This is a genomic window from Streptacidiphilus jeojiensis, from assembly GCF_042510965.1.
Classification (GTDB): domain Bacteria; phylum Actinomycetota; class Actinomycetes; order Streptomycetales; family Streptomycetaceae; genus Streptacidiphilus; species Streptacidiphilus jeojiensis.
In genome coordinates, this window is record NZ_JBEUKS010000001.1 from 288,244 (window position 1) to 307,783 (window position 19,540).

A 19,540-nucleotide genomic window follows, 5' to 3' on the forward strand; every position below is an offset into this window, starting at 1 on the left:
GGACTTCCTTCCATCCGGAGTGGTCGTCGTGGGGTTCGGAGGCGACCAGGACGTGGTCGTCGGTCCGCCGGTACCAGAGCGTGTCGCCCCAGCGGGTGGCCGCGACGGTGCGGCCGTCGGTGAGCAGCAGGTTCAGCCGGGCCTGCGGACGGGCCTGGGCGACCCGGCGGACCAGGCCGGCCAGGGCCAGTCCCGGGGGCTCGCCCTGGCGCAGCCGTCGCGCCGCCATCGCCCACAGCAGCGCCGAGTCGCTGCGGGCCTCCAGGGACAGCAGGTCGGCGCTGTCCAGGCCGGTGCCGGCGGTGGGCAGCCTGGTCCAGTCGGGGACCGCGCCGTTGTGGCTGAACAGCCAGCGGCCCTCACGGAAGGGGGCCGCTGCGGACTCGTCCTGGGTGGTTCCGGCGGTGGCCGAGCGGACGGCGGCGAGGAAGCAGTGGCTGCGGACGGCGCGGGCCAGGTCCGGCAGGTTGGCGTCGGCCCAGATCGGCACCGCGCGCCGGTGCCGGAAGCACTCGTCCTCCCCGCTGGCGCCCGGGTCGCCCGGGCCCGGGTACCAGCCGATGCCGTAGCCGTCGGCGTTGACGGTGCCGTGCCGTTGCAGCCGTGGCGCCCAGGACTGCCGGTACAGGCTGTGCTCGGGCTCCAGCAGGACCGTGGCCAGCGCCGTCCGGGCGCCCAGGTAAGCCAGGTGACGGCACATCAGCCCAGCTCCACGGCGTCGGTGTGCGGGGCGTCGGCGTCGCGGGCGGTGCGGAAGCCGGAGAAGATCTGCCGCCGGATCGGGTAGTCCCAGTTGCGGAAGGTGCCCCGGCAGGCCACCGGGTCCACCGCGAACGAGCCGCCGCGCAGCACCTTGTAGTCCGGGCCGAAGAAGACCTCGGAGTACTCCTTGTAGGGGAAGGCGGTGAAGCCCGGGTAGGGCTCGAAGTCGCTGGCGGTCCACTCCCAGACGTCCCCGATCAGCTGCCGGGCGCCGCTGGGGGCGCTGCCGCGCGGGTAGCTTCCGGCGGGGGCCGGTTGCAGGTGGCGCTGGCCGAGGTTGGCGTGGTCGGCGGTGGGGTCCTGGTCGCCCCAGGGGTAGCGCCGGGAGCGGCCGGTGGCCGGGTCCAGCCGCGCCGCCTTCTCCCACTCGGCCTCGGTGGGCAGTCGGCGCCCGGCCCAGCGGGCGTAGGCGTCGGCCTCGTACCAGCAGACGTGGACCACCGGCTCGTCGGCGGGGACCGGCTCGGTGCGGCCGAAGCGGCGGCGCAGCCAGGTGTCGCCGTCGCGCTGCCAGAACAGCGGTGCGGTCAGTCCGGCCTGCTCCCGGTGGCGCAGTCCGGCCGGGGTCCACCAGCGCGGGTCGGTGTAGCCGCCGTCGGCGATGAACTCCTGGTAGGCGGCGTTGGTGACGGGCGCGCTGTCCAGCCAGTAGCCGGGCAGGTCGACGGTGTGCGCCGGGCGCTCGTTGTCCAGGGCCCAGGGTTCGGTGCTGGTCCCCATGGTGAAGGGACCGGCCGGGATCAGGACCTCGGCGGGCAGGGCGGCCGCGTCGGCGGGGGCGGGAGGGGGTGCGGGGGCGTCCAGGACGGCGGGGCCCTGGCGCAGCTGGTGGGTGGCGAGCATGGTCTCGTCGTGCTGCTGCTCGTGCTGGGCGATCATGCCGAAGACGAAGCCGCCGGCCAGCAGCGGGGGCCCGTCCGGATCGAGGTCCGCGCCGTCGAGGACGTCCAGGGCCTGTGCGCGGACCTGGCGCAGGTAGGCGCGGGCGGGCTCGGGGGCGAGCAGCGGCAGTGCGGGCCGGTCGGCGCGCGGGTGCTGGAAGGCGTCGTAGAGCGGGTCCAGGTCCGGGCGGATCGCGGGCCGGCCGCCGGCGTCGCGCACCAGCCACAGCTCCTCCTGGTTGCCGATGTGGGCCAGGTCCCAGACCAGCGGCGACATCAGCGGGGAGTGCTGGGCCTTGAGGCCGTCCTCGTCCAGGCAGTCGGTCAGGCCCAGGGTGCGGCGGCGCGCGGTCTCCAGGGTGGCCGCGATCCGGGCCCGCAGGTCGGACTCCGCCTGGCCGGACGCTCGCTGGTCGGACGCTCGCTGGTCGGACGCTCGCTGGTCGGAGGTGTCGTGCTGGTTCATCCGCGGATCCCTTCCAGGAGGTCGTCTGCGGGACATCGGCCCCGCTCGGCGTAGCGCTGGGCGAACCGCGTCACCGTGGCGCGCAGGTCGGCGGGGACCCCGGAGTCGGCCATCGCGGCGTCCGCCGCGCCGAAGCAGGCCCGTACGGCCTTGCCGATCACCGGGTCGGCCGGTCCGAGCCGGGCGGCCAGGCTCCACTGCTCCGCCGAGGGCACCGCCGCGCCGTTGGGGCACAGCGGCTCGGTGGCCTCCCAGGCGGCAGCGGCCGCCACCGGGTCGTCGATCAGGGTCGCGGCGAGGGCGGCGGCCACCGTCCAGTCGTCGCCGCGCTGGGTGTCGATCATGCGCAGTTCCAGCCAGCCGCGCGGGCGCACCGGCGGGAACAGCGTGGTCAGGTGGTAGTCGAGGTCGTCCAGGGCGGGCGGCCGCTCGCCGTCCGCGCCGCGGGTCCAGTCGCGGAAGGTCAGCCCGGGCGGGGCGTTCCAGTCGTCGGGTTCCGGGCGCCGCAGGCACAGCAGCGGGGCGTCCAGGGCGTAGTCGGCCCAGGCGGCCCGGGGGTCGCCGTCGTCCTCGCTGTGGGTGACCGGTGCGGTGCGGGGCGGGTCCATCCGCTCCCACACGGCTCGCCGGGTGGACCGCCAGCCGGTCGGCCGTCCGCGCCACAGCGGGGAGTTGGCGAAGGCGGCGACCAGCACCGGGCCGAGCCGGTGCACCAGTTCCCAGCGGAAGCGGTATCCGGAGGGGCCGCCGGTGTCGTCGCCGGCGTCCAGATTGACCTGCACCGCGGCCGTGGCGCGCATCATCATCCGGCCGGAGGGTCCGACCCGGTCCAGGTAGGCCTCCATGGCCCGGTACCGGGGGTGCTGGGCGATCCGGGGCGGGTCCAGGTGCGGTTCCAGGCCGTCACCGGCGAGGACCAGTCCCTCGGCGGCCAGGGCTGCGGCCAGGACCTCGGCGTCGGTGCGCAGCGCCCGCACGCAGGCGGCCAGGGTGGTGGCGGGGAGGGAGCTGAGCTCGACCTGCCCTCCGGGCTCGCGGGTGAGCCTGCTGCCGTGCGGCAGCGCACCCGGCTGCGCCAGCGGCGCCAGGGCCGCCTCCAACCGTTCCGGGCGGACCGGTCGCCGGCCGTCCGCGCCGTCGTGCACCAGCCATTCCAGCTCCAGGCCGGTGCGCCTGGGCGGGCCGGTCTTGAAACAGACCCCGTAGACGTGCTCGCGGGCTTCGCTCTCCACCAGGCGGTGTCCCATGACTCCGCTCCTCTCGTCCTCGCTCGCCCTACCCCCGGGCCGGACCCGGTACGCCTGGGGGGCCTGCTCGCGGTGGGAATGGCCGATACGGAACCGCTCCGGTGACTCCCGGGACCTGTTTCCCGGGACTCTGACCAGTGAGGACCGCGCCGCCTCCGGCCGCAACTCGGGACGTCACCGGGAGTGTCTGAGACTGCACGGCGCGCGGTCGGGGGCGCGGCCAGGCGGTGCGAGGTGGGGTCGGGCGGCGCCAGCGGCTCAGCCGAGGGATGCGGCGCGGTAGAGCGCCTCGACGTCCTGGCCGAAACCCGGCGAGTAGGACAGGTCGGCGGTGAGGCCGCCTGCCTGGTAGCCGCCGATGGCGCCGACCACGGTGCCCCGGCCGTCCGGGCCGACCGCGGCCAGCAGCGGGCTGCCGCTGGTGCCGCCGGTCATCCCCCGGCAGGGGAACTGCGCCTGGTCCAGGCCGAAGCCGATCAGCCGGTTCGCGCAGATCACCGGGCGTTCGCCGGTGCGCGGGTAGCCGACCGCCTCGACCGGGCCGTGCCAGTGCGGTTCGAAGGCGACCCCCTCGGCTCCCACCGCCTGCTCCACCGGCTTGCCGCCGTTCAGCGGACGGGTCGTCAGGAAGGCCACGTCGAAGTCGGGATCCCCACCGCGCCACCAGCGCGGATCGGCCACCACCCGGGTCACCGCCCAGGTCCCGAACGGGCGCCGGCCGTCGTGGTAGCCGGGCACGAACAGCAACGAGTCCCCCGACCCGGCGGCCTCCTCCGCGGAGGCCCGGCCCGGGGCCACCACGCAGTGGGCCGCGGTGACCAGGACGTTCCGGCCGGGGCTGTCCACCACCGCCGCGGTGCAGAAGTGCTCGGTGGGACGGCCGTCAACGGTCGCGAAGACCGCTCCCACCTGGGGAACCACCTTGGCCGGCCGGACGCTCGGCGCAGCGGCGCTGTCCGTGGAGCCGGCGCCGTCCGCGCCGTCCGCGCTCGGCGGCAGGGCGGGCACCGCGCCGGGGAGGATCCCCACCGACAGTGCGGCCGCCGCCGGGTGCCCGGGTCCGGCGCTCTGCGACACCGCGTCAGGCGAGGCGTGCCACACCATCAGCGCCAGTGCCACGCCGGCCCACAGCAGGCCGGATCGCGGCGACAGACGGTTCGTCATATCTCCGCATCCTGGCCTGGTCCGGAGTACCCGACCAACGGGGACCGGCATCCGGGTGACCGGCTGCGGGTGAGCGGTCGTGCCGGTGCTGACGCCGGATCAGCGGGGCCCTACCCGGCCCTACCCGGCCCTTCCCCGTCGACCCCCGGACCAGGATGTGGGGGGCGACGGGCGGGCGGAGGGGAACCGCGAGCGGCCTCCCCGGAAGACGGTAGCGTGCCGCACCCGGATTGGAAAGCGCTTTCCAATCCCTTTCGGCAGTCCCCACTGTGGCCTTTGGGCCCGGTCGGCTCGGGCAGTTCGACCGATGTCCGCACCCCTGTGCCTGCCTACCGTGGAAGGGCGGGAGCAACCGCCCCCGGACCGCCCGACCCGCCGATGGGAGCCGTCACCATGAGCAGCGCCGCGGACATGTCCCTGCCCAGCCGCGCCCGCGCAGCGTCGCAGGCGCGGATGGCGCTGACCGCTGTGGCGGCCGGGCACGAGCTGGTGGACGACGGCAGGCTGCTGATGACCGAGGCGGTGGCCAACGCCGTCGAGCACACCGACGGCGACGATGTGCGCATCCTGATCCGGCACGACGAGCGCTCCGGCGTGCTGGTCTGCGCCGTGCGCGACAACGGCGCCCCGCTGAGCGCCGACGGCGGGGACAACCGCGACCGCGCGGCCGTCCGCGACTGCGAGCGGAACGACGCCTCGACGGCGGCCCTGTCCGAGAGCGGCCGCGGCCTGCAGCTGATCGAAGAACTCAGCGCGCAGTGGGGGTGCGAGGTGGACGCCACAGGCAAGTGGGTCTGGTTCGCCCTGGTCCCCGGAGCAGCGGACCCCGACGCCTGACCCCTGACCGCGGTGCGCGGCCCCAGTGCCCGGCCGCGGCGCCCTCCACGGTCGGAGCAAGTCCCGCGGCAGGACTGCTGACGGCCGGTCAGCCCGCAGGTACCGGCCCGGATCCCGGACGGGCGGCGACCATCCGCGTGAACGGTGCCCGGATCCCGAGATGCGGGGGTCCGGTGCGGAGTGTCTCGTCGTGTCTGCGGGCCGCGGATTCCGACGGCCCGTCGGACCGCCGACGAGGACGGCCCGCACCCCCCGTTCCTGGAGGACTCCATGCGCACTGCGCGCACCCTGGCCGTCTGTGCCCTCACCGCCGCCGCCCTCGCCCTTCCGACCGCTGCCTCCTTCGCGGCGGGCAACGAAGGCCAGATCGAGGCCAACCCGAGCAGGGTCAGGCCCGGCGGCACGGTGACCCTGAGCACCGCCGAGACCACCTGCCCCAAGGACAGCAGCATCCGGGTCTCCGAGCAGAACAAGGGCTGGTCGGCCACCCTGACCAAGGGCACCATGTCCCTGGTGGGCACCCTGAGGGTCCCGTCCACCGCCAAGGCCGGCACCTACACCGTGGTCGGCAGCTGCCCCACCGGCGGCCTCATCGTCGCCGGTGAGTTCACCGTCGTCGGCACCGCCGTGCCCACCGGTTCGGTCAGCACCGGCCTGGGCGGCGGCTCCAGCGACGGGAACACCGCCGAGATCGCCGGCGGCGCCGCACTTGCCGCCGTGGCCCTGGGCGGCGCCGTGTACCTGCGCCGCCGCGCCGCCGCCCAGCGCGGCTGAGGCACCGGCCCGGCACGCACAGCGCAGAGCGCGCCGGGGAGGCAGCCGACCCCGATCGGGGAGGGCTGCCTCCCCTGCCCCGACGGACCCGCGACCGGTCGCCCCACCTGCGAAGAGAGCGCCTCAGCATGACCTCGAAGCGTGTGCGCAACAACCGGGTCGTGGCCCTGGTTGCGGCAGCGGCCCTGGGCACCGGGGCATGGCTGCTGTACGACGGCAGCACCAGCGTCGAGCACCCGCCGCAGCCCTCCGCGGCCGACGCCTTCGACGCGCCCATACCCTCGTCTTCACCGACCGAAGGCACCGGTGCACGCCCCAAGGTCCCCGCGCGGGCGAAGGTGCATCCGCTGGCGGCCTCCGTCCCGGTCCGGGTCAAGATCCCCGCGATCGGCGTCGACGCGCCGGTGACCCTGCTCGGCCTGGACTCCGCCGGCCACCTCCAGGTGCCGGACGACACCGACCGCAACCTGGCCGGCTGGTACCGCAACGGGCCGGCCCCGGGCACCGTCGGCAACGCGATCATCGACGGCCATGTCGACACCCTCCAGGGCCCCGCGGTGTTCTACCTGCTGGGCTCTCTGCACAAGGGCGCCACCGTGGAGGTCGACCTCAGGGACCGGCGGGCGGCCGTCTTCACCGTCGACGCGATCGAGGTCTACCCCAAGGACGCGTTCCCCTCCAAGCGCGTCTACGGCCCCACCCGCGACCCCGAGCTGCGCGTGATCACCTGCGGCGGCGGCTACAGCAGGGCCTCCGGCTACCTGGGCAACGTGGTGCTGTACGCCCATCTGACCGCCACCCGGGGATCTGAGAAGTCGTCAGTCCGGGACCCGTCGCGGTTCCTTGAGTTCAGAACCTGAAGGTTGCGGAAACCGGCCCAGACCTTGACCGGGCCACCTCAGGCGGGTTCAATCGCATACGGGAGCAGGCATCTGACCAGCCATCAGAGAGCCTGTCAGGAGCGGATCTCAGCCTACAGCCGGCTGTTCCGCAGGCGATCCGTCCGGCTCCCACGCCCCGGGACGACGTCCCCCTGTGGAAGGGCTGTGTTCACGTTGCGAAGTCTTCCGGGTCGCCCACAGCTCCTGTCCCTCCACCCGGCCCTACCCGGCTGACGACTCACCCCGCTCGCGCGCGGGCGCTGCTCACCCACCCCGCTTTGGAGGCATCGTGCGCACGTTCCGGAGACCAGCCAGAAAACAGACGTCCTGCCTGGTGACCCTGGCCCTGGTGGCCGGCGGTTCCGGCCTCCTGGGGGTGGTCGCCCCGGCCGCCGACGCCAGGACCGTCTCACCGTCGGCGACCCCCGCGGCCGCCCCCGCCGCATGTCCCTGGGTGCACTCCAGCGCGCCGATCCCGCAGCGGGTCAGCCAGCTGCTGGCGAAGATGACCACCGCTCAGAAGGTGACCCTGGCCACCGGGGCCACCGGCTCCAGCTACGTCGGCTTCACCCCGGCCATCGGCTCGCTGTGCATACCGGCGATGAACCTGGAGGACGGGCCGGCCGGGGTCGCCGACGGCATGACCGGCGTCACCCAGCTCCCGGCCCCGGTCAATGTCGCCTCGACCTGGGACACCGCGGCCGAGCAGACCTACGGCAGGGCCATCGGCTCGGAGGAGGCGGCCAAGGGCACCACCGTCGACCTCGGCCCGACCATCAACATCACCCGCGACCCGCGCTGGGGGCGGGCCTTCGAGGCGATGGGCGAGGACCCGTACCTCAACGGCCGGCTCGGCGCCGCCGACATCCGCGGGGTGCAGTCCACCGGAGTGATGGCGCAGGTCAAGCACCTGGCCGTGTACAACCAGGAGACCAACCGCAACACGCCCTCCGACAACGCGGTGATCAGCAACCGCACCATGCAGGAGATCTACCTGCCCGCGTTCCAGGACTCGGTGCAGCAGGGCGCGGCCTCCTCGGTGATGTGCTCCTACAGCACGATCAACGGCACCTACGCCTGCCAGAACCCGTACCTGCTCAGCACCGTGCTGCGCCAGCAGTTCGGCTTCACCGGCTTCGTCACCTCGGACTGGGGCGCCACCCACGCCACCGCCGCCTCCGCCAACGCCGGCCTGAACCAGGACATGCCCGGCAACGACGGCTACTACGGCAGCGCCCTGCAGAGCGCGGTGGCCAACGGCTCGGTCAGCCTGGCCACGCTGAACTCGCTGACGTCGAGCATCCTGACCGAGATGTTCGCCTTCGGCCAGTTCGACAAGGCCCCGACCGGCTCACCGGCGCAGACCGCCACCAGCACCGCGAACCAGAGCACCGCCGTCCAACTCGCCGAGGAGGGCACGGTTCTGCTGAAGAACAGCGGCAGCCTGCTGCCGCTGGGATCGGCCACCAGGTCGCTGGCGGTGATCGGCGCCGACGCCTCGACCTCCGTGCAGAGCGCCGGCGGCGGCAGCGCCGCGGTGAACTCCAGCGGCACGGTCACCCCGCTCCAGGGGATCACCTCGCGGGCCGCCGGCAGCGGCGTCACCGTCAGCTACAACGACGGCTCCTCCAGCAGCTCGGCCGCCTCGCTCGCCGCCTCCGCCGGTGCCGCGGTCGTCTTCGTCAGCGACTTCGAGAGCGAGGGCAGCGACCTGAGCGGCATCGACCTGCCCAGCGCCGAGAACTCGCTGATCTCCGCCGTGGCCGCGGCCAACCCCAACACCGTCGTGGTGCTCAACACCGGCTCCGCGGTGACCATGCCCTGGATCGGCTCGGTCAAGGGTGTACTGGAGGGCTGGTACCCGGGCCAGGGCGACGGCACCGCCGTCGCCGCGCTGCTGTTCGGCGACGCGAACCCGTCCGGCCACCTGCCGGTGACCTTCCCGACGTCGCTGTCCCAGGTGCCGGCGCACACCACGGCGCAGTGGCCGGGCAGCAACGGCACCGTGCAGTACTCCGAGGGCGTGGACGTGGGCTACCGCTACTACGACGCCAACGGCCTGACCCCGCTGTTCCCCTTCGGCTTCGGCCTGTCCTACACCAGCTTCGGCTTCAGCAACCTGCACGTGGGAACGCTGTCGGCGGGCGGCGCCGCCACGGTGACCGCGACCGTCACCAACACCGGCTCGCGGGAGGGCGCCGACGTCGCCCAGCTGTACGTCACCCAGCCCGCGGCGTCCGGCGAACCGCCGAAGCAGCTCCAGGGGTTCGCCCGGGTCGACCTCCAGCCCGGTGCCAGTCAGACCGTCAGCTTCCCGCTGACGCAGCAGAACCTGCAGTACTACAACACCACCTCCAACGCCTGGGCCACCAGCAGCGGCAGCTACGGCATCTCGGTCGGCGACTCGGACGCCAACCTGCCGTTGACCGGAACGCTGTCCGTCGCCTCGGCCCAGCTGGGCCAGCCGCTGACGGTCACCAGCCCCGGCGCCCAGGAGGGCCTGGCCGGCTCGCCGGTGTCGGTCCAGCTGGCGGCGCACGACACCACCTCCGCGCAGACCCCCTCCTTCAGCGCGACCGGACTGCCGGCGGGCACCTCGATCTCCGCCGCCGGGCTCATCAGCGGCACGCCGACCGCCGCGGGCACTTCCACCGTCACCGTCACCGCCCAGGACGGCGCCGGCGCACTCGCGTCGACCACCTTCCTGTGGACCGTGGTCCCGTCCGACGCGACCGCGGCCACTCCCCTGGTCGGCGTCGGCGGCCTCTGCCTCGACCTGGCCGGTGACAGCAACACCGACGGCTCCAAGGTCGAGGTCTACACCTGCAACGGCACCAACGGCCAGGAATGGAGCGAGGCTTCCAACGGCACGGTCCAGGTGGCCGGCAAGTGCCTGGACGTGCAGTCGGCCGGCACCGCCGACGGCACCCTGGTCGACCTCTACACCTGCAACGGGAGCGGCGCCCAGGTCTGGCAGCCGCAGACCGACGGCGCGCTGCTCAACCCGGCCTCCGGCAAGTGCCTGACCGACCCGAACTCCTCCACCACCAACGGCACCCAGGTCACCATCTCCACCTGCACCGGCGCCGCGAACCAGTCCTGGACCTCCCCGGCGGCCACCTCCGGCGGTTCCGGCTCCACCGGCCAGGTGACCGGCTACGCGGGGCTCTGCCTCGACGTGGCGGGGGCCAGTACCGTGGACAAGACCAAGGTGGACGTCTACACCTGCAACGGCACCGCCGCCCAGCAGTGGACCGTGTCGGGCGGAACGCTGCAGGCGCTGGGCAAGTGCCTGGACGTCAACGCGGCCGGGACCGCCAACGGCACCCTGGTCGACCTCTACACCTGCAACGGGACCGGGGCCCAGGTCTGGCAGCCCCAGACGAACGGCTCACTGCTCAACCCGAACTCCGGCAAGTGCCTGGACGACACCGGATCCTCCACCACGCCCGGCACCCAGGTGCAGATCTGGACCTGCACCGGAGCGGCCAACCAGTCCTGGACGCTGCCCCAGAGCTGAGCCTCCTGACCCGTAAACCAAGACCGCCCCTGGCCGGTGACCCCACGTCACCGGCCAGGGGCCTCCGGCGTCACGTCTGTCGGCGCCGACACGAAGGGAACTGCCCGCCTGCGCGTCCCGGCGCCGCGTACGCTGCCGCTGTGGACCACCCCGGTCACTGACTCCGGTCGCTGACCCCGGCGGGTGATCACCATCGACAGACAACGTCCCATCAGGAGGTCGCTCCATGTCCCGCGTTCGGGTCCACAACTTCTCCGTCTCCCTCGACGGCTTCGGCACCGGCGAGGGGCAGAGCCTGGAGGCGCCGTTCGGCCACGCGGGCCAACGGCTGCACGAGTGGTTCTTCGCCACCCAGACGTTCCAGCAGATGCACGGTCAGGGCTCCGGGGACACCGGAGTCGACAACGCCATCGCCGGTACCTGGGGTGACGGCATCGGCGCGGAGATCATGGGGCGCAACAAGTTCGGTCCGCAGCGCGGGCCCTGGGAGAACCACGAGTGGAACGGCTGGTGGGGCCCCGACCCGGTGTTCCACACCCCGGTGTTCGTGCTGACCCACCACCCGCGCCCGTCCGTCGAGATGGAGGGCGGCACCGTCTTCCACTTCATCGACGCCACCCCGCAGGAGGCACTGCGCCAGGCCCGTGAGGCCGCGGGCGGCCTGGACGTGCGCATCGGCGGCGGACCGAGCACGGTCCGCGACTTCCTGGCCGCCGACCTGGTCGACCACCTCCACGTCACCATCGTCCCGATCGTCCTGGGCCGGGGCGTCCGACTGTGGGACGGCCTCGAAGACCTCGAACAGCGGTTCGACAAGGTCGAGTCCGTGACCACCCCCAGCGGTGTCACCCACCTGACCCTCACCAGGCCGTAGCCGCCTGACGACCCGACACCTCTTCGGTCAGACCTGGGCGATCAGGGCATACCGTTCGTCATGCACCGGACCTCCCCACAGATCTGCGTCCCCACTCAACGGTTCGACCCGCAGATCGGCGACGAACGGCCGCACGACGGCCGCCAGGTCGTCGGCGCCCACCCCGCCGTTCCACGGCAACGACTCCGCCCCGGCCGCATACGGCGCACCGCTCTGCCCGGACTCGCGCCACCGGCCCTCGACCAGCACCAGCCGGCCACCGGGGCGAAGTCGGGTCACCCACAGCCGCAGCGCGGCCTCGGGGTCGGGCAGGGTCCACACCAGGTGACGCGACAGCACGACATCGAACGACTGGTCACCGGTCGGCGGCACAGCCGCGTCACCCACCAGGAACCGGCCGCGCAGACCGGCGGCCGCCAGCTTCCGCCCGGCCTGCTCGACCATCCTCGGCGCCAGGTCCACACCGGTCACCCGATGCCCGGCCTGCGCCAGCAGCAGGGCCAGCGAGCCGGTTCCGCACCCGACATCAAGTACGTCCAGCGGGCTGGACGGCACCCACGCCTCCAGCAGCCGGCCCCACGCGGCGCGCGTGCCCTCCGCTCTCAGCCCGTGGTCGGGCTCCTCGTCGAAGGAGGACGCGGCAGCGTCCCAGTAGTTGGCGATGGCAGCCTGTCGATCAGTCATGGTCCGCATCCTCGCAGCCGCCACTGACAGGTCCGCTGCGTCCGCGCCGGGACCGTCAGGAGACCGGCGCGTCGGCCTGTGGGGGTGCCGGGGCGGCCAGGCGGAAGGGGACGTCGATGACGGTGACCTCGGGGGCGAACAGCAGGCGGGCCTTGAGGCGTAGCGCGTTCTGGTTGTGCAGGGGCTGTTCCCACCAGTGGTCGACCACGTACTCCGGGATGACCACGGAGACCATCGCGGTCGGATCGGCCGCCGTCTCCTGGCGGATCCGTGCCAGTACCGGGCCGACCACCTCGCGGTAGGGCGAGTGCAGGATCTCCAGCGCCACATCGGGCACATGCTGGTCCCACTGCGTGCGCAGGGCCTCGGCGTCGGCGGCGTCGGCGGCCACGCTCATGGCGGTGACGCTGGTGGGGTGCAGCGCCTGGGCCACGCCCAGAGCCTTCAGCGTGGGCGCGTGCACGGACGAGACCAGGACCAGCACATGGTTGCGCGGGGGGACGTGCGGCCGGGCCCCGTCCGGGACCGCGACGATCTTCGCGACCTGGTCGTAGTGGCGGCGGACCCCCTTCATCCCGGCGAAGAGCAGCGGCATGGCGATGATCACCAGCCAGGCGCCGTGGGTGAACTTGGTGATCAGCACGATCACCAGCACCAGCGCGGTCAGGGTCGCGCCCACCGCGTTGATCGCCTGGGACCTGCGCATCCGGCGGCGCGGGGCCGGTTCGGACTCGGTGGCCAGGGCGGTGCGCCAGTGCCGCACCATGCCGGCCTGGGAGAGGGTGAAGGAGACGAAGACACCGATGATGTAGAGCTGGATGATCCGGGTGAGCTGGGCGTCGAAGGCCACGATCAGGCCGATGGCGGCCAGTGCCAGCAGCACCACGCCGTTGGAGTAGACCAGGCGGTCGCCGCGGTTGTGCAGTTGCCGCGGGGCGTAGCGGTCCCGGGCCAGGATCGAGGCGAGCATCGGGAAGCCGTTGAAGGCGGTGTTGGCGGCCAGGATCAGCACTCCGGCGGTGAACGTCTGCACCAGGTAGAACAGCAGGTTCGCGCCGCCGAAGGTGGCCCGGGCGATCTGGGCCAGTGCGGTGGGCATGGCGGTGCCCGGCGCCAGGCCCAACTCGGTGGGGTCCGCCGCGACATGGACCCGGTAGGCCATGGCCAGCACGGTGATGCCGACGAACATGGTGACCGAGAACAGGCCCATCACCGCCAGGGTGGTGGCCGCGTTGCGGGCCTTGGGCTCCTGGAACGCCGGGACCCCGTTGCTGATGGCCTCGACGCCGGTCAGCGCGGTGCAGCCGGAGGCGAAGGCGCGCATGGCCAGCAGCACCAGGGCCAGTCCGGTGAAGGAGCCGGTGGCGTGGATCGGCAGCGTCGCCGATTCGGCGCGGATGGTGGCGCCCCAGGCGAGTCGGACCGCCGCGTAGCCGAACATCAGGTAGATCGCGGCGATGAAGCCGTAGGTGGGGATGGCGAACAGCCGTCCGGACTCGCGTACCCCGCGCAGGTTGAGCAGGGTCAGCACGGTCACAAAGACCACCGAGAGCAGGACCTGGTAGCGGTCCAGCGCCGGGACGGCCGAGGTGATCGCGGCCACGCCGGAGACCACCGAGACCGCCACCGTCAGCACGTAGTCCACCAGCAGCGCGCTGGCCGCGGTCAGCGCCGCGGTGGGTCCCAGGTTCTCCGCGCTGACCACGTAGGCGCCGCCGCCGCCCGGATAGGCGTGGCAGGTCTGACGGTAGGAGGCGATCACCACCACCAGCAGCAGCACGATCGCCGCGGCGGCGTACCAGGCGAGGTGCAGCAGGGCGACCCCGCCGAGCGCCAGGATGAGCAGGATCTCCTCGGTCGCGTAGGCCACCGAGGAGAGCGGGTCGCTGCAGAAGATGGGCAGTGCCAGCCGTTTGGGGAGCAGGGTCTCCCCCAGCCGGGCGCTGTCCAGCGGGGTCCCGAACAGCAGGCGCTTGGGACCGTTCCAGACACTCATTTCGCCAAAGCTAGGTCATATGCGGGGAAATCATCGCGCGCCACACTGCGCCCCCGCAGGCTTCCCCGGCGGCGCGGGGCTCAGGGCACGGCGACGGTGTCGCCCTCGTGGAGTCCTGCGGTGATCTGCGTCAGCTGGTCCACGGTGATGCCGGTGGCCACCGGGGCCGGGCGGGAATGGCAGTGGCCGGGGCGGCCCGCGGACGGGCAGGTCAGCAGCATGACGTGGGCGACGGCGCCGTCGGAGTGCACCGCCTCGGCGGGCACCGCCAGCACCCCCGGGCGTGCCTCCAGGGTGATGGTGACGGTGGCCGGCATGCCGGGCAGGGCACCGGGCGGCGGGTCGGGGACGACCAGGTCGAGCGGGTACTGCGCGATTCCGGACGCCCACGGCCCGGGTACCGGCTGGGCGGGGGCGGTAGGCGCCGGGACGGTGGCGCTCAGCGGCAGGGTGGCCACCGCCGTGGTCACCTGGGTGGTGGTGTCCTGCACCGCGACCTCGGCGGACTGGCCGGGCCGCAGGCGTCCGCGCACCTCGCCGCCCACCTGGGTGTGCACCTCCAGCGCCCAGGTCCGCAGCACCAGGACCGGGGTGTGGCAGTCCGGGCTGCCGCCGACCGCGGTGCCGACCTGCTCGACCACGCCGTCCGCGGGCGCGGTGATGGTGGCGTCGGCGAGGGTGCGTTGCAGCGCCGCCACCCGCTGCTGGCCCTGGGCGACCCGGTCCAGGTCCGGCCCGAGCTGCGCCTGCGCGGCAGCGGCTGCGGCGGCCGCAGCCACTGCCGAGGGGTCGCTGCCATCGGAGCCGCCAGTGGCCGTGGCGGCGTTGCGGTGGTCCTGGAGCAGGGACTGGGACTCGGCGAGGTCCTGCTGGGCGGCGTCCAGGGCCTGCTGGACGGCCGTGGTGTCGGCGCGGGCCAGCAGCTGACCCTTCGTCACCGCCTGGCCCGGGACGGCCTGCAGTTCGGTAACCGGGCCCAGCCCTGGCGTCGGGAGCGGTCCGGTCGTGCAGACGCCGGCGTCGGCCGCGCCGCCGGCGGGTACCGCGGTGCCCGCGCCGAAGTACATCCGCCAGGTGACCGCCGCCCGGAGCACCCCGGCCAGTTGGGCGGTGGACCGCAGATCCACCTGGTGCACCCGGAAGGCCCGGACCGACACGCCCTGTCCGGCCGTGGGCACGGCGAGGGCGGCGACTCCGGCCACCACCAGCGCTCCGGCACCGACCAGGCACCGGTTCAGGCCTCGCCGCACGGCACACCCCTTCGCAGCCCGGTCGGCCCGTGCGGTAGCTCCATGCCACGAAGCATGACAAATCGTATTTATAGACTCAACTACCGCCCCCGGTGCGCCGCCCGAAATCCCGCCCCGCTCGCCGGCCCGTACGCACCGGCGCCCCCGGGTGCTGAACCCGGGGGCGCCGTTTGCCGGGGAGAAGAGTTCCCGGCAGGTGACTGAGCTGAATGCCGCTCAGACTCCAGCGTGTGACCGCCGGTGGCGCTGCGCAACGCCACTGGGCCGGACGGGTGACGCCGACCGCTCAGTCGGGGCTGCATCCCGGGGCCGACCAGACGTCGGGGTCGCCCCCGCGCCATTCCACGATCGTGGGGTCCAGCTCGAACCACTCGGCCAGGCCGGCCATCTTCAGCAGCTGGTCCACATCGGACCTGGTCTCGGCGATGGCGATGACATGGCGGCCGATCTGTACGCGGCGCCCGGAACCGTCCGGGCCCTGCTCGTAGCCCCAGACGATGACCAGCGGATCGGGATTCTCCATGAGCCAAGGCTGCTCGATCCGCCCGCGGCCCGCCCGTCGGGACCGCCACCGGGCCATACCGCAGAGCCGGGGAAGAACTCCAGCTCAGCGGTCCGACCACCGCCCGTTCGGCCCAATCCTGGGTGACCGGCGCACCGGATTCGTCGTTGATCCGGCATGCCCGAGCCTCGCTGGTCCCGAGTGACCCTCTCCGAGCTGCCTCAGCAGTGGGCCGCACCCGCGGCGGCGCCCGCGGCACCGCCCGAGCAGGAACGCCCGGCCTCCCGCCCACAGGACGAACCGATCTACTCGCAGCTCGCGGCCGAATGGCGCGGCAACGGCCGGACCCTGCCGGGGCTGCAGGACCGGGAGTGGGCCGAGCTGGTCGCCCGCCGGACCTGGCGCTGAAACCGGCGGCGCTCTGCAGGGTCTGGCAGCGCCCGGCACACCCGGACCGGCAGGTCGGTCGGAGACCTTGACATGTCCAGTTGACGATGCGTCAATTCCAACAGCGACCAACATTTTCCGCCCAATACGATCAGCAGTCCGCAGTGGGTCCGGCTCCCCCCGGGCCTGTGCCGTCCTGCCCTCGGGGCCGTGTTGGTCGCCTCCCACCTGCAGAGAGGTGATCGCAGTGACCAAGGCGCGGCGTTGGGGACCAGGGCTTCCGACCATACTCGGGGTGGTGACGCTGCTGTTGATCGCGATGGGTTTTGGGCCGACTGCACCAAAGGCGAACGCCGCCACCTCGACCACCATATCGGTCAGCGGGACCAGCGCGGGGAAGACCTTCGACGGGATCGGGGCGATCAGCGGCGGCGGGGGCAACACCCGCCTGCTCACCGACTACCCCGCGGCCCAGCAGCAGCAGATCCTGAACTACCTGTTCAAGCCGGGCTACGGCGCCGACCTGCAGATCCTCAAGGTGGAGATCGGCGGCGACACCAACTCCACCGACGGCTCCGAGTCCAGCCACATGCACACCGCCTCGGCCGTCGACTGCGGCACCGGCTACGAGTGGTGGCTGATGGAGCAGGCCAAGGCGCTCAATCCGTCCATCAAGCTCTACGGTCTCGCCTGGGGCGCGCCGGGCTGGATCGGCGGCGGCAGCTTCTGGTCCACCGACACCATCAACTACCTCGTGAACTGGCTGGGTTGCGCCAAGTCGCACGGCCTGACCATCGACTACCTCGGCGGCTGGAACGAACGCGGCTACAACATCGCCTGGTACGAGCAGCTGCGCTCCACCCTGAACGCCGACGGGTACTCGGCGATCCAGATCGTCGGCGCCGACAGCGACTGGAGCGTGGCCACCGACGTCGCCTCCAACTCGGCCTTCGCCGCCGCCGTCTCCATCATCGGGGTGCACTACCCCTGCGCCGGCGGTGACGGCGGGTCCGCCAACACTTGCACCGGCAACTCCACCGCGACCGGCACCGGCAAGCCGCTGTGGGCCAGCGAGAACGGCTCGCAGGACCTCAACTCGGGTGCCGCAGCGCTGATCCGGTCGATCACCCGCGGCTATCTGGACGGCGGCCTGACCGCCTACATCAACTGGCCGGTGGTCGCCGCGGTCTACCCGAACCTGCCCTATGACACGGACGGGCTGGTCCAGGCCTCGCAGCCGTCCTCCGGCGCCTACATCGTCGGCAAGAGCCTGTGGGCCACCGCCCAGGTCACCCAGTTCACCGCACCCGGCTGGCAGTTCCTGAACACCGGCTCGGGCTACCTCGGCGGCACTGAGTCCAACGGCAGCTACGTGTCGCTGAAGTCGACCAGCGGCGGCAACTACTCCACGGTCATCGAGACCACCACGGCCACCGCCGCGCAGACCGTCAACGTCAATGTCACCGGGGGCCTGTCCACCGGCACCGTCCACGTCTGGGCCACCAACCTGAACGCCTCGGCCGCTTCCGGCGGCATGGTGCAGCAGAGCGACATCACCCCCTCGGGCGGCTCCTACTCGCTGACCGTGCAGCCCGGCTACATCTACACCCTGACCACCACCACCGGGCAGGGCAAGGGCACCGCGGCGAGCCCGGCGCAGGGCGCGCTGGCGCTGCCGTACTCCGACACCTTCGACAGCGACACCACCGACCAGCAGCCGCGCTACCTGTCGCAGATGCAGGGCGCCTTCGAGGTGGAGCCCTGCACCGGCCGCACCGGCAGCTGCGTGACCCAGCAGGCGCTGGTCAAGCCGATCGAGTGGGACGGCGACTCCAACCCCTACACCATCGGCGGCAGCCTGGGCTGGACCAACTACACCGTCGCCGCCGACACCCTGATCAAAACGGCCGGATCGGTGCAGCTGCTGGGACGGGTCGGCACCCAGCACAGCTTCGGGCCGGCCGGGATCAACGAGTACTACCTGCAGCTCAGCAACACCGGCGCCTGGTCGATCGTGCGCAACACCACCGCCGGCACGCTCACCACGCTGGCCTCCGGCACGGTGACCGCACCGGGGCTCGGCACCTGGCACCATCTGGCGCTGACCCTCAACGGGAGCAGCATCAGCGCGGCCATCGACGGCACCACGGTGGGCAGCGCCACCGACGGCACCTTCGTCGCCGGCATGGTCGGTCTGGGCACCAGCGGCTACCAGGGCGACCAGTTCGACAACCTGACGGTCACCGCGATCGGCACCACGCCGGCCGCCCGTCCGATCGTGGCCGTCGACAACTCCGCCAAGTGCGTGGACGACAACAGCAACTCCAGCGCCAACGGCACCAAGGTGGAGATGTGGGACTGCAACGGGACCGCCGCCCAGAACTGGACGGTCGGCACCGACGGCACCATCCGCATCAACGGCTCCTGCATGGACATCACCGGCGCCGGCACCACCGACGGGACCCTGGTGGAGCTGTGGACCTGCAACGGCGGCTCCAACCAGCAGTGGCAGCAGCAGGGCAACGCCCTGGTCAACCCGGCGACGGGCAAGTGCCTGGACGACACCGCGGCCAACACCGCCAACGGCACCCAACTGGAGATCTGGACCTGCAACGGCGGCTCCAACCAGCAGTGGGTGGAGACCTCGCAGTGATCGCCCACTGATCGCCACCTGATCGTGAGGACCCCTGCGGCCGCCGCCGCAGGGGTCCTCGCACGTCTCGCCACCGCATCGGCGTTCGCCCGTACGGGTGGACTCCGCGGGCCGACGCCGGGCAGGTGGGCCGCCGGTGGGATGACAGCAGCATGAGTGCATCATCGAGATGGATCGCCGTCGGGCTGCTGGTCACCGCAGGCCTCGCGCTGGCCCCGCCCGCCCACGCCGAGAGCGTCCTGGTCCACGAGAACTGGACCTGCGAGATCCCCTACTCGGGGGAGCTGGCCTGCGCCCCGCCGGTGACCGTGCCACCGGGCGGCTACATCTGGATCGGTATCGACGACGGCTACGGCCCGACCGTGTTCACCGTCTACACCGGCAGCGGCGCCGGCCGCACCCAGATCGGCTGGGGCGAGCAGTGGGGCAACGGCGGCGCGGGCCGCTACTACACCAACGGAACCGGCGCGCCGGTGCTGGCCGAGGTGACCATGCACCAGGACGCGCCCACCGACCGCTGCGGGACCCATCACGAGAGGGGCTTCATCGAGGTCCGCCGCTGACCCGGGCAGCGCCCCGGGTACGGGGCCGGTCTGGTCAGACCGGCCCCGCTTCGGCAGGATGATCACGATGCCCTGCCCCCACCCACGGCAGGGTGCCCG

General features: G+C 72.7%; 15 protein-coding genes and 1 pseudogene. 8 read left to right on the forward strand and 8 right to left on the reverse strand.

Features of this window, described 5'->3' with window-relative positions; translation table 11 throughout:
- Window positions 1-10: 10 nt before the first annotated feature.
- The 4 genes and pseudogenes from egtC to ABUW04_RS01360 all read right to left on the reverse strand — a co-directional run.
- Window positions 11-700 (reverse strand): annotated as a pseudogene (gene egtC, locus ABUW04_RS01345) (ergothioneine biosynthesis protein EgtC); the annotation flags it as partial.
- On the reverse strand, window positions 700-2,109 hold the full coding sequence (gene egtB / locus ABUW04_RS01350) for an ergothioneine biosynthesis protein EgtB (RefSeq protein WP_380561829.1): 1,410 nt from the start codon (window positions 2,107-2,109) through the stop codon (window positions 700-702). The pseudogene egtC and the gene egtB, both read right to left, overlap by 1 nt.
- On the reverse strand, window positions 2,106-3,356 hold the full coding sequence (gene egtA, locus ABUW04_RS01355) for an ergothioneine biosynthesis glutamate--cysteine ligase EgtA (protein WP_380561831.1): 1,251 nt from the start codon (window positions 3,354-3,356) through the stop codon (window positions 2,106-2,108). Before egtA ends, egtB begins: the two co-directional genes overlap by 4 nt.
- Window positions 3,357-3,614: 258 nt before the next feature.
- Complete coding sequence (locus ABUW04_RS01360; protein ID WP_380561833.1) at window positions 3,615-4,520, reverse strand: trypsin-like serine peptidase; 906 nt, start codon at window positions 4,518-4,520, stop codon at window positions 3,615-3,617.
- Window positions 4,521-4,913: 393 nt separating this feature from the next.
- On the opposite strand from ABUW04_RS01360, the gene ABUW04_RS01365 reads away from it, so the two are divergent.
- From ABUW04_RS01365 to ABUW04_RS01385, 5 genes are all read left to right on the forward strand, one after another.
- Window positions 4,914-5,357 (forward strand): ATP-binding protein, encoded by a 444-nt coding sequence (locus tag ABUW04_RS01365; RefSeq protein ID WP_380561835.1) that lies wholly within the window; start codon window positions 4,914-4,916, stop codon window positions 5,355-5,357.
- A 270-nt stretch (window positions 5,358-5,627) separates the two neighbouring features.
- Complete coding sequence (locus ABUW04_RS01370; RefSeq protein WP_380561837.1) at window positions 5,628-6,131, forward strand: hypothetical protein; 504 nt, start codon at window positions 5,628-5,630, stop codon at window positions 6,129-6,131.
- A gap of 128 nt (window positions 6,132-6,259) precedes the next feature.
- Entirely contained in the window at window positions 6,260-6,991 is a 732-nt protein-coding gene (locus ABUW04_RS01375) for a class F sortase (RefSeq protein WP_380561839.1), read from the forward strand.
- Window positions 6,992-7,301: 310 nt separating this feature from the next.
- Window positions 7,302-10,532 carry a glycoside hydrolase family 3 C-terminal domain-containing protein gene (locus ABUW04_RS01380; RefSeq protein ID WP_380561841.1) on the forward strand — a complete coding sequence of 1,077 codons (3,231 nt, stop codon included), beginning with the start codon at window positions 7,302-7,304 and terminating at the stop codon, window positions 10,530-10,532.
- Window positions 10,533-10,758: 226 nt separating this feature from the next.
- Window positions 10,759-11,406, forward strand: a complete 648-nt coding sequence (locus ABUW04_RS01385; protein ID WP_380561843.1) for a dihydrofolate reductase family protein — start codon at window positions 10,759-10,761, stop codon at window positions 11,404-11,406.
- Window positions 11,407-11,433: 27 nt separating this feature from the next.
- On the opposite strand, the gene ABUW04_RS01390 is transcribed toward ABUW04_RS01385, so the two are convergent.
- From ABUW04_RS01390 to ABUW04_RS01405, 4 genes are all read right to left on the reverse strand, one after another.
- A complete protein-coding gene (locus ABUW04_RS01390; protein ID WP_380561845.1) occupies window positions 11,434-12,090 on the reverse strand; it encodes a class I SAM-dependent methyltransferase in 657 nt (218 codons plus the stop codon).
- Window positions 12,091-12,145: 55 nt separating this feature from the next.
- Window positions 12,146-14,086, reverse strand: coding sequence for an APC family permease (locus ABUW04_RS01395; protein ID WP_380561847.1), 1,941 nt, complete (start codon window positions 14,084-14,086; stop codon window positions 12,146-12,148).
- Between the two features lie 80 nt (window positions 14,087-14,166).
- On the reverse strand, window positions 14,167-15,336 hold the full coding sequence (locus ABUW04_RS01400) for an efflux RND transporter periplasmic adaptor subunit (protein ID WP_380561849.1): 1,170 nt from the start codon (window positions 15,334-15,336) through the stop codon (window positions 14,167-14,169).
- A gap of 286 nt (window positions 15,337-15,622) precedes the next feature.
- Window positions 15,623-15,859, reverse strand: coding sequence for a hypothetical protein (locus tag ABUW04_RS01405; protein WP_380561851.1), 237 nt, complete (start codon window positions 15,857-15,859; stop codon window positions 15,623-15,625).
- 156 nt (window positions 15,860-16,015) lie between these two features.
- Here ABUW04_RS01405 and ABUW04_RS01410 point away from each other — a divergent pair, with 156 nt between their 5' ends.
- The 3 genes from ABUW04_RS01410 to ABUW04_RS01420 all read left to right on the forward strand — a co-directional run bounded on the left by ABUW04_RS01410 (window position 16,016) and on the right by ABUW04_RS01420 (window position 19,441).
- On the forward strand, window positions 16,016-16,246 hold the full coding sequence (locus ABUW04_RS01410; protein WP_157624037.1) for a hypothetical protein: 231 nt from the start codon (window positions 16,016-16,018) through the stop codon (window positions 16,244-16,246).
- Between the two features lie 277 nt (window positions 16,247-16,523).
- The gene (locus tag ABUW04_RS01415; protein ID WP_449341746.1) at window positions 16,524-18,878 is read left to right on the forward strand and encodes a ricin-type beta-trefoil lectin domain protein; all 2,355 of its coding nucleotides are present in this window, start codon (window positions 16,524-16,526) and stop codon (window positions 18,876-18,878) included.
- A 152-nt stretch (window positions 18,879-19,030) separates the two neighbouring features.
- Window positions 19,031-19,441 carry a hypothetical protein gene (locus ABUW04_RS01420; protein ID WP_380561853.1) on the forward strand — a complete coding sequence of 137 codons (411 nt, stop codon included), beginning with the start codon at window positions 19,031-19,033 and terminating at the stop codon, window positions 19,439-19,441.
- The last annotated feature ends 99 nt before the right edge of the window (window positions 19,442-19,540 follow it).

What these genes read in the sequence shown, in the direction of transcription:
- egtB (WP_380561829.1), bottom strand. Translation starts at nt 2,109, where the DNA reads ATGAACCAGCACGACACCTCCGACCAGCGAGCGTCCGACCAGCGAGCG.
- egtA (WP_380561831.1), bottom strand. Translation starts at nt 3,356, where the DNA reads ATGGGACACCGCCTGGTGGAGAGCGAAGCCCGCGAGCACGTCTACGGG.
- ABUW04_RS01360 (WP_380561833.1), bottom strand. Translation starts at nt 4,520, where the DNA reads ATGACGAACCGTCTGTCGCCGCGATCCGGCCTGCTGTGGGCCGGCGTG.
- ABUW04_RS01365 (WP_380561835.1), top strand. Translation starts at nt 4,914, where the DNA reads ATGAGCAGCGCCGCGGACATGTCCCTGCCCAGCCGCGCCCGCGCAGCG.
- ABUW04_RS01370 (WP_380561837.1), top strand. Translation starts at nt 5,628, where the DNA reads ATGCGCACTGCGCGCACCCTGGCCGTCTGTGCCCTCACCGCCGCCGCC.
- ABUW04_RS01375 (WP_380561839.1), top strand. Translation starts at nt 6,260, where the DNA reads ATGACCTCGAAGCGTGTGCGCAACAACCGGGTCGTGGCCCTGGTTGCG.
- ABUW04_RS01385 (WP_380561843.1), top strand. Translation starts at nt 10,759, where the DNA reads ATGTCCCGCGTTCGGGTCCACAACTTCTCCGTCTCCCTCGACGGCTTC.
- ABUW04_RS01390 (WP_380561845.1), bottom strand. Translation starts at nt 12,090, where the DNA reads ATGACTGATCGACAGGCTGCCATCGCCAACTACTGGGACGCTGCCGCG.
- ABUW04_RS01395 (WP_380561847.1), bottom strand. Translation starts at nt 14,086, where the DNA reads ATGAGTGTCTGGAACGGTCCCAAGCGCCTGCTGTTCGGGACCCCGCTG.
- ABUW04_RS01405 (WP_380561851.1), bottom strand. Translation starts at nt 15,859, where the DNA reads ATGGAGAATCCCGATCCGCTGGTCATCGTCTGGGGCTACGAGCAGGGC.
- ABUW04_RS01410 (WP_157624037.1), top strand. Translation starts at nt 16,016, where the DNA reads ATGCCCGAGCCTCGCTGGTCCCGAGTGACCCTCTCCGAGCTGCCTCAG.
- ABUW04_RS01420 (WP_380561853.1), top strand. Translation starts at nt 19,031, where the DNA reads ATGAGTGCATCATCGAGATGGATCGCCGTCGGGCTGCTGGTCACCGCA.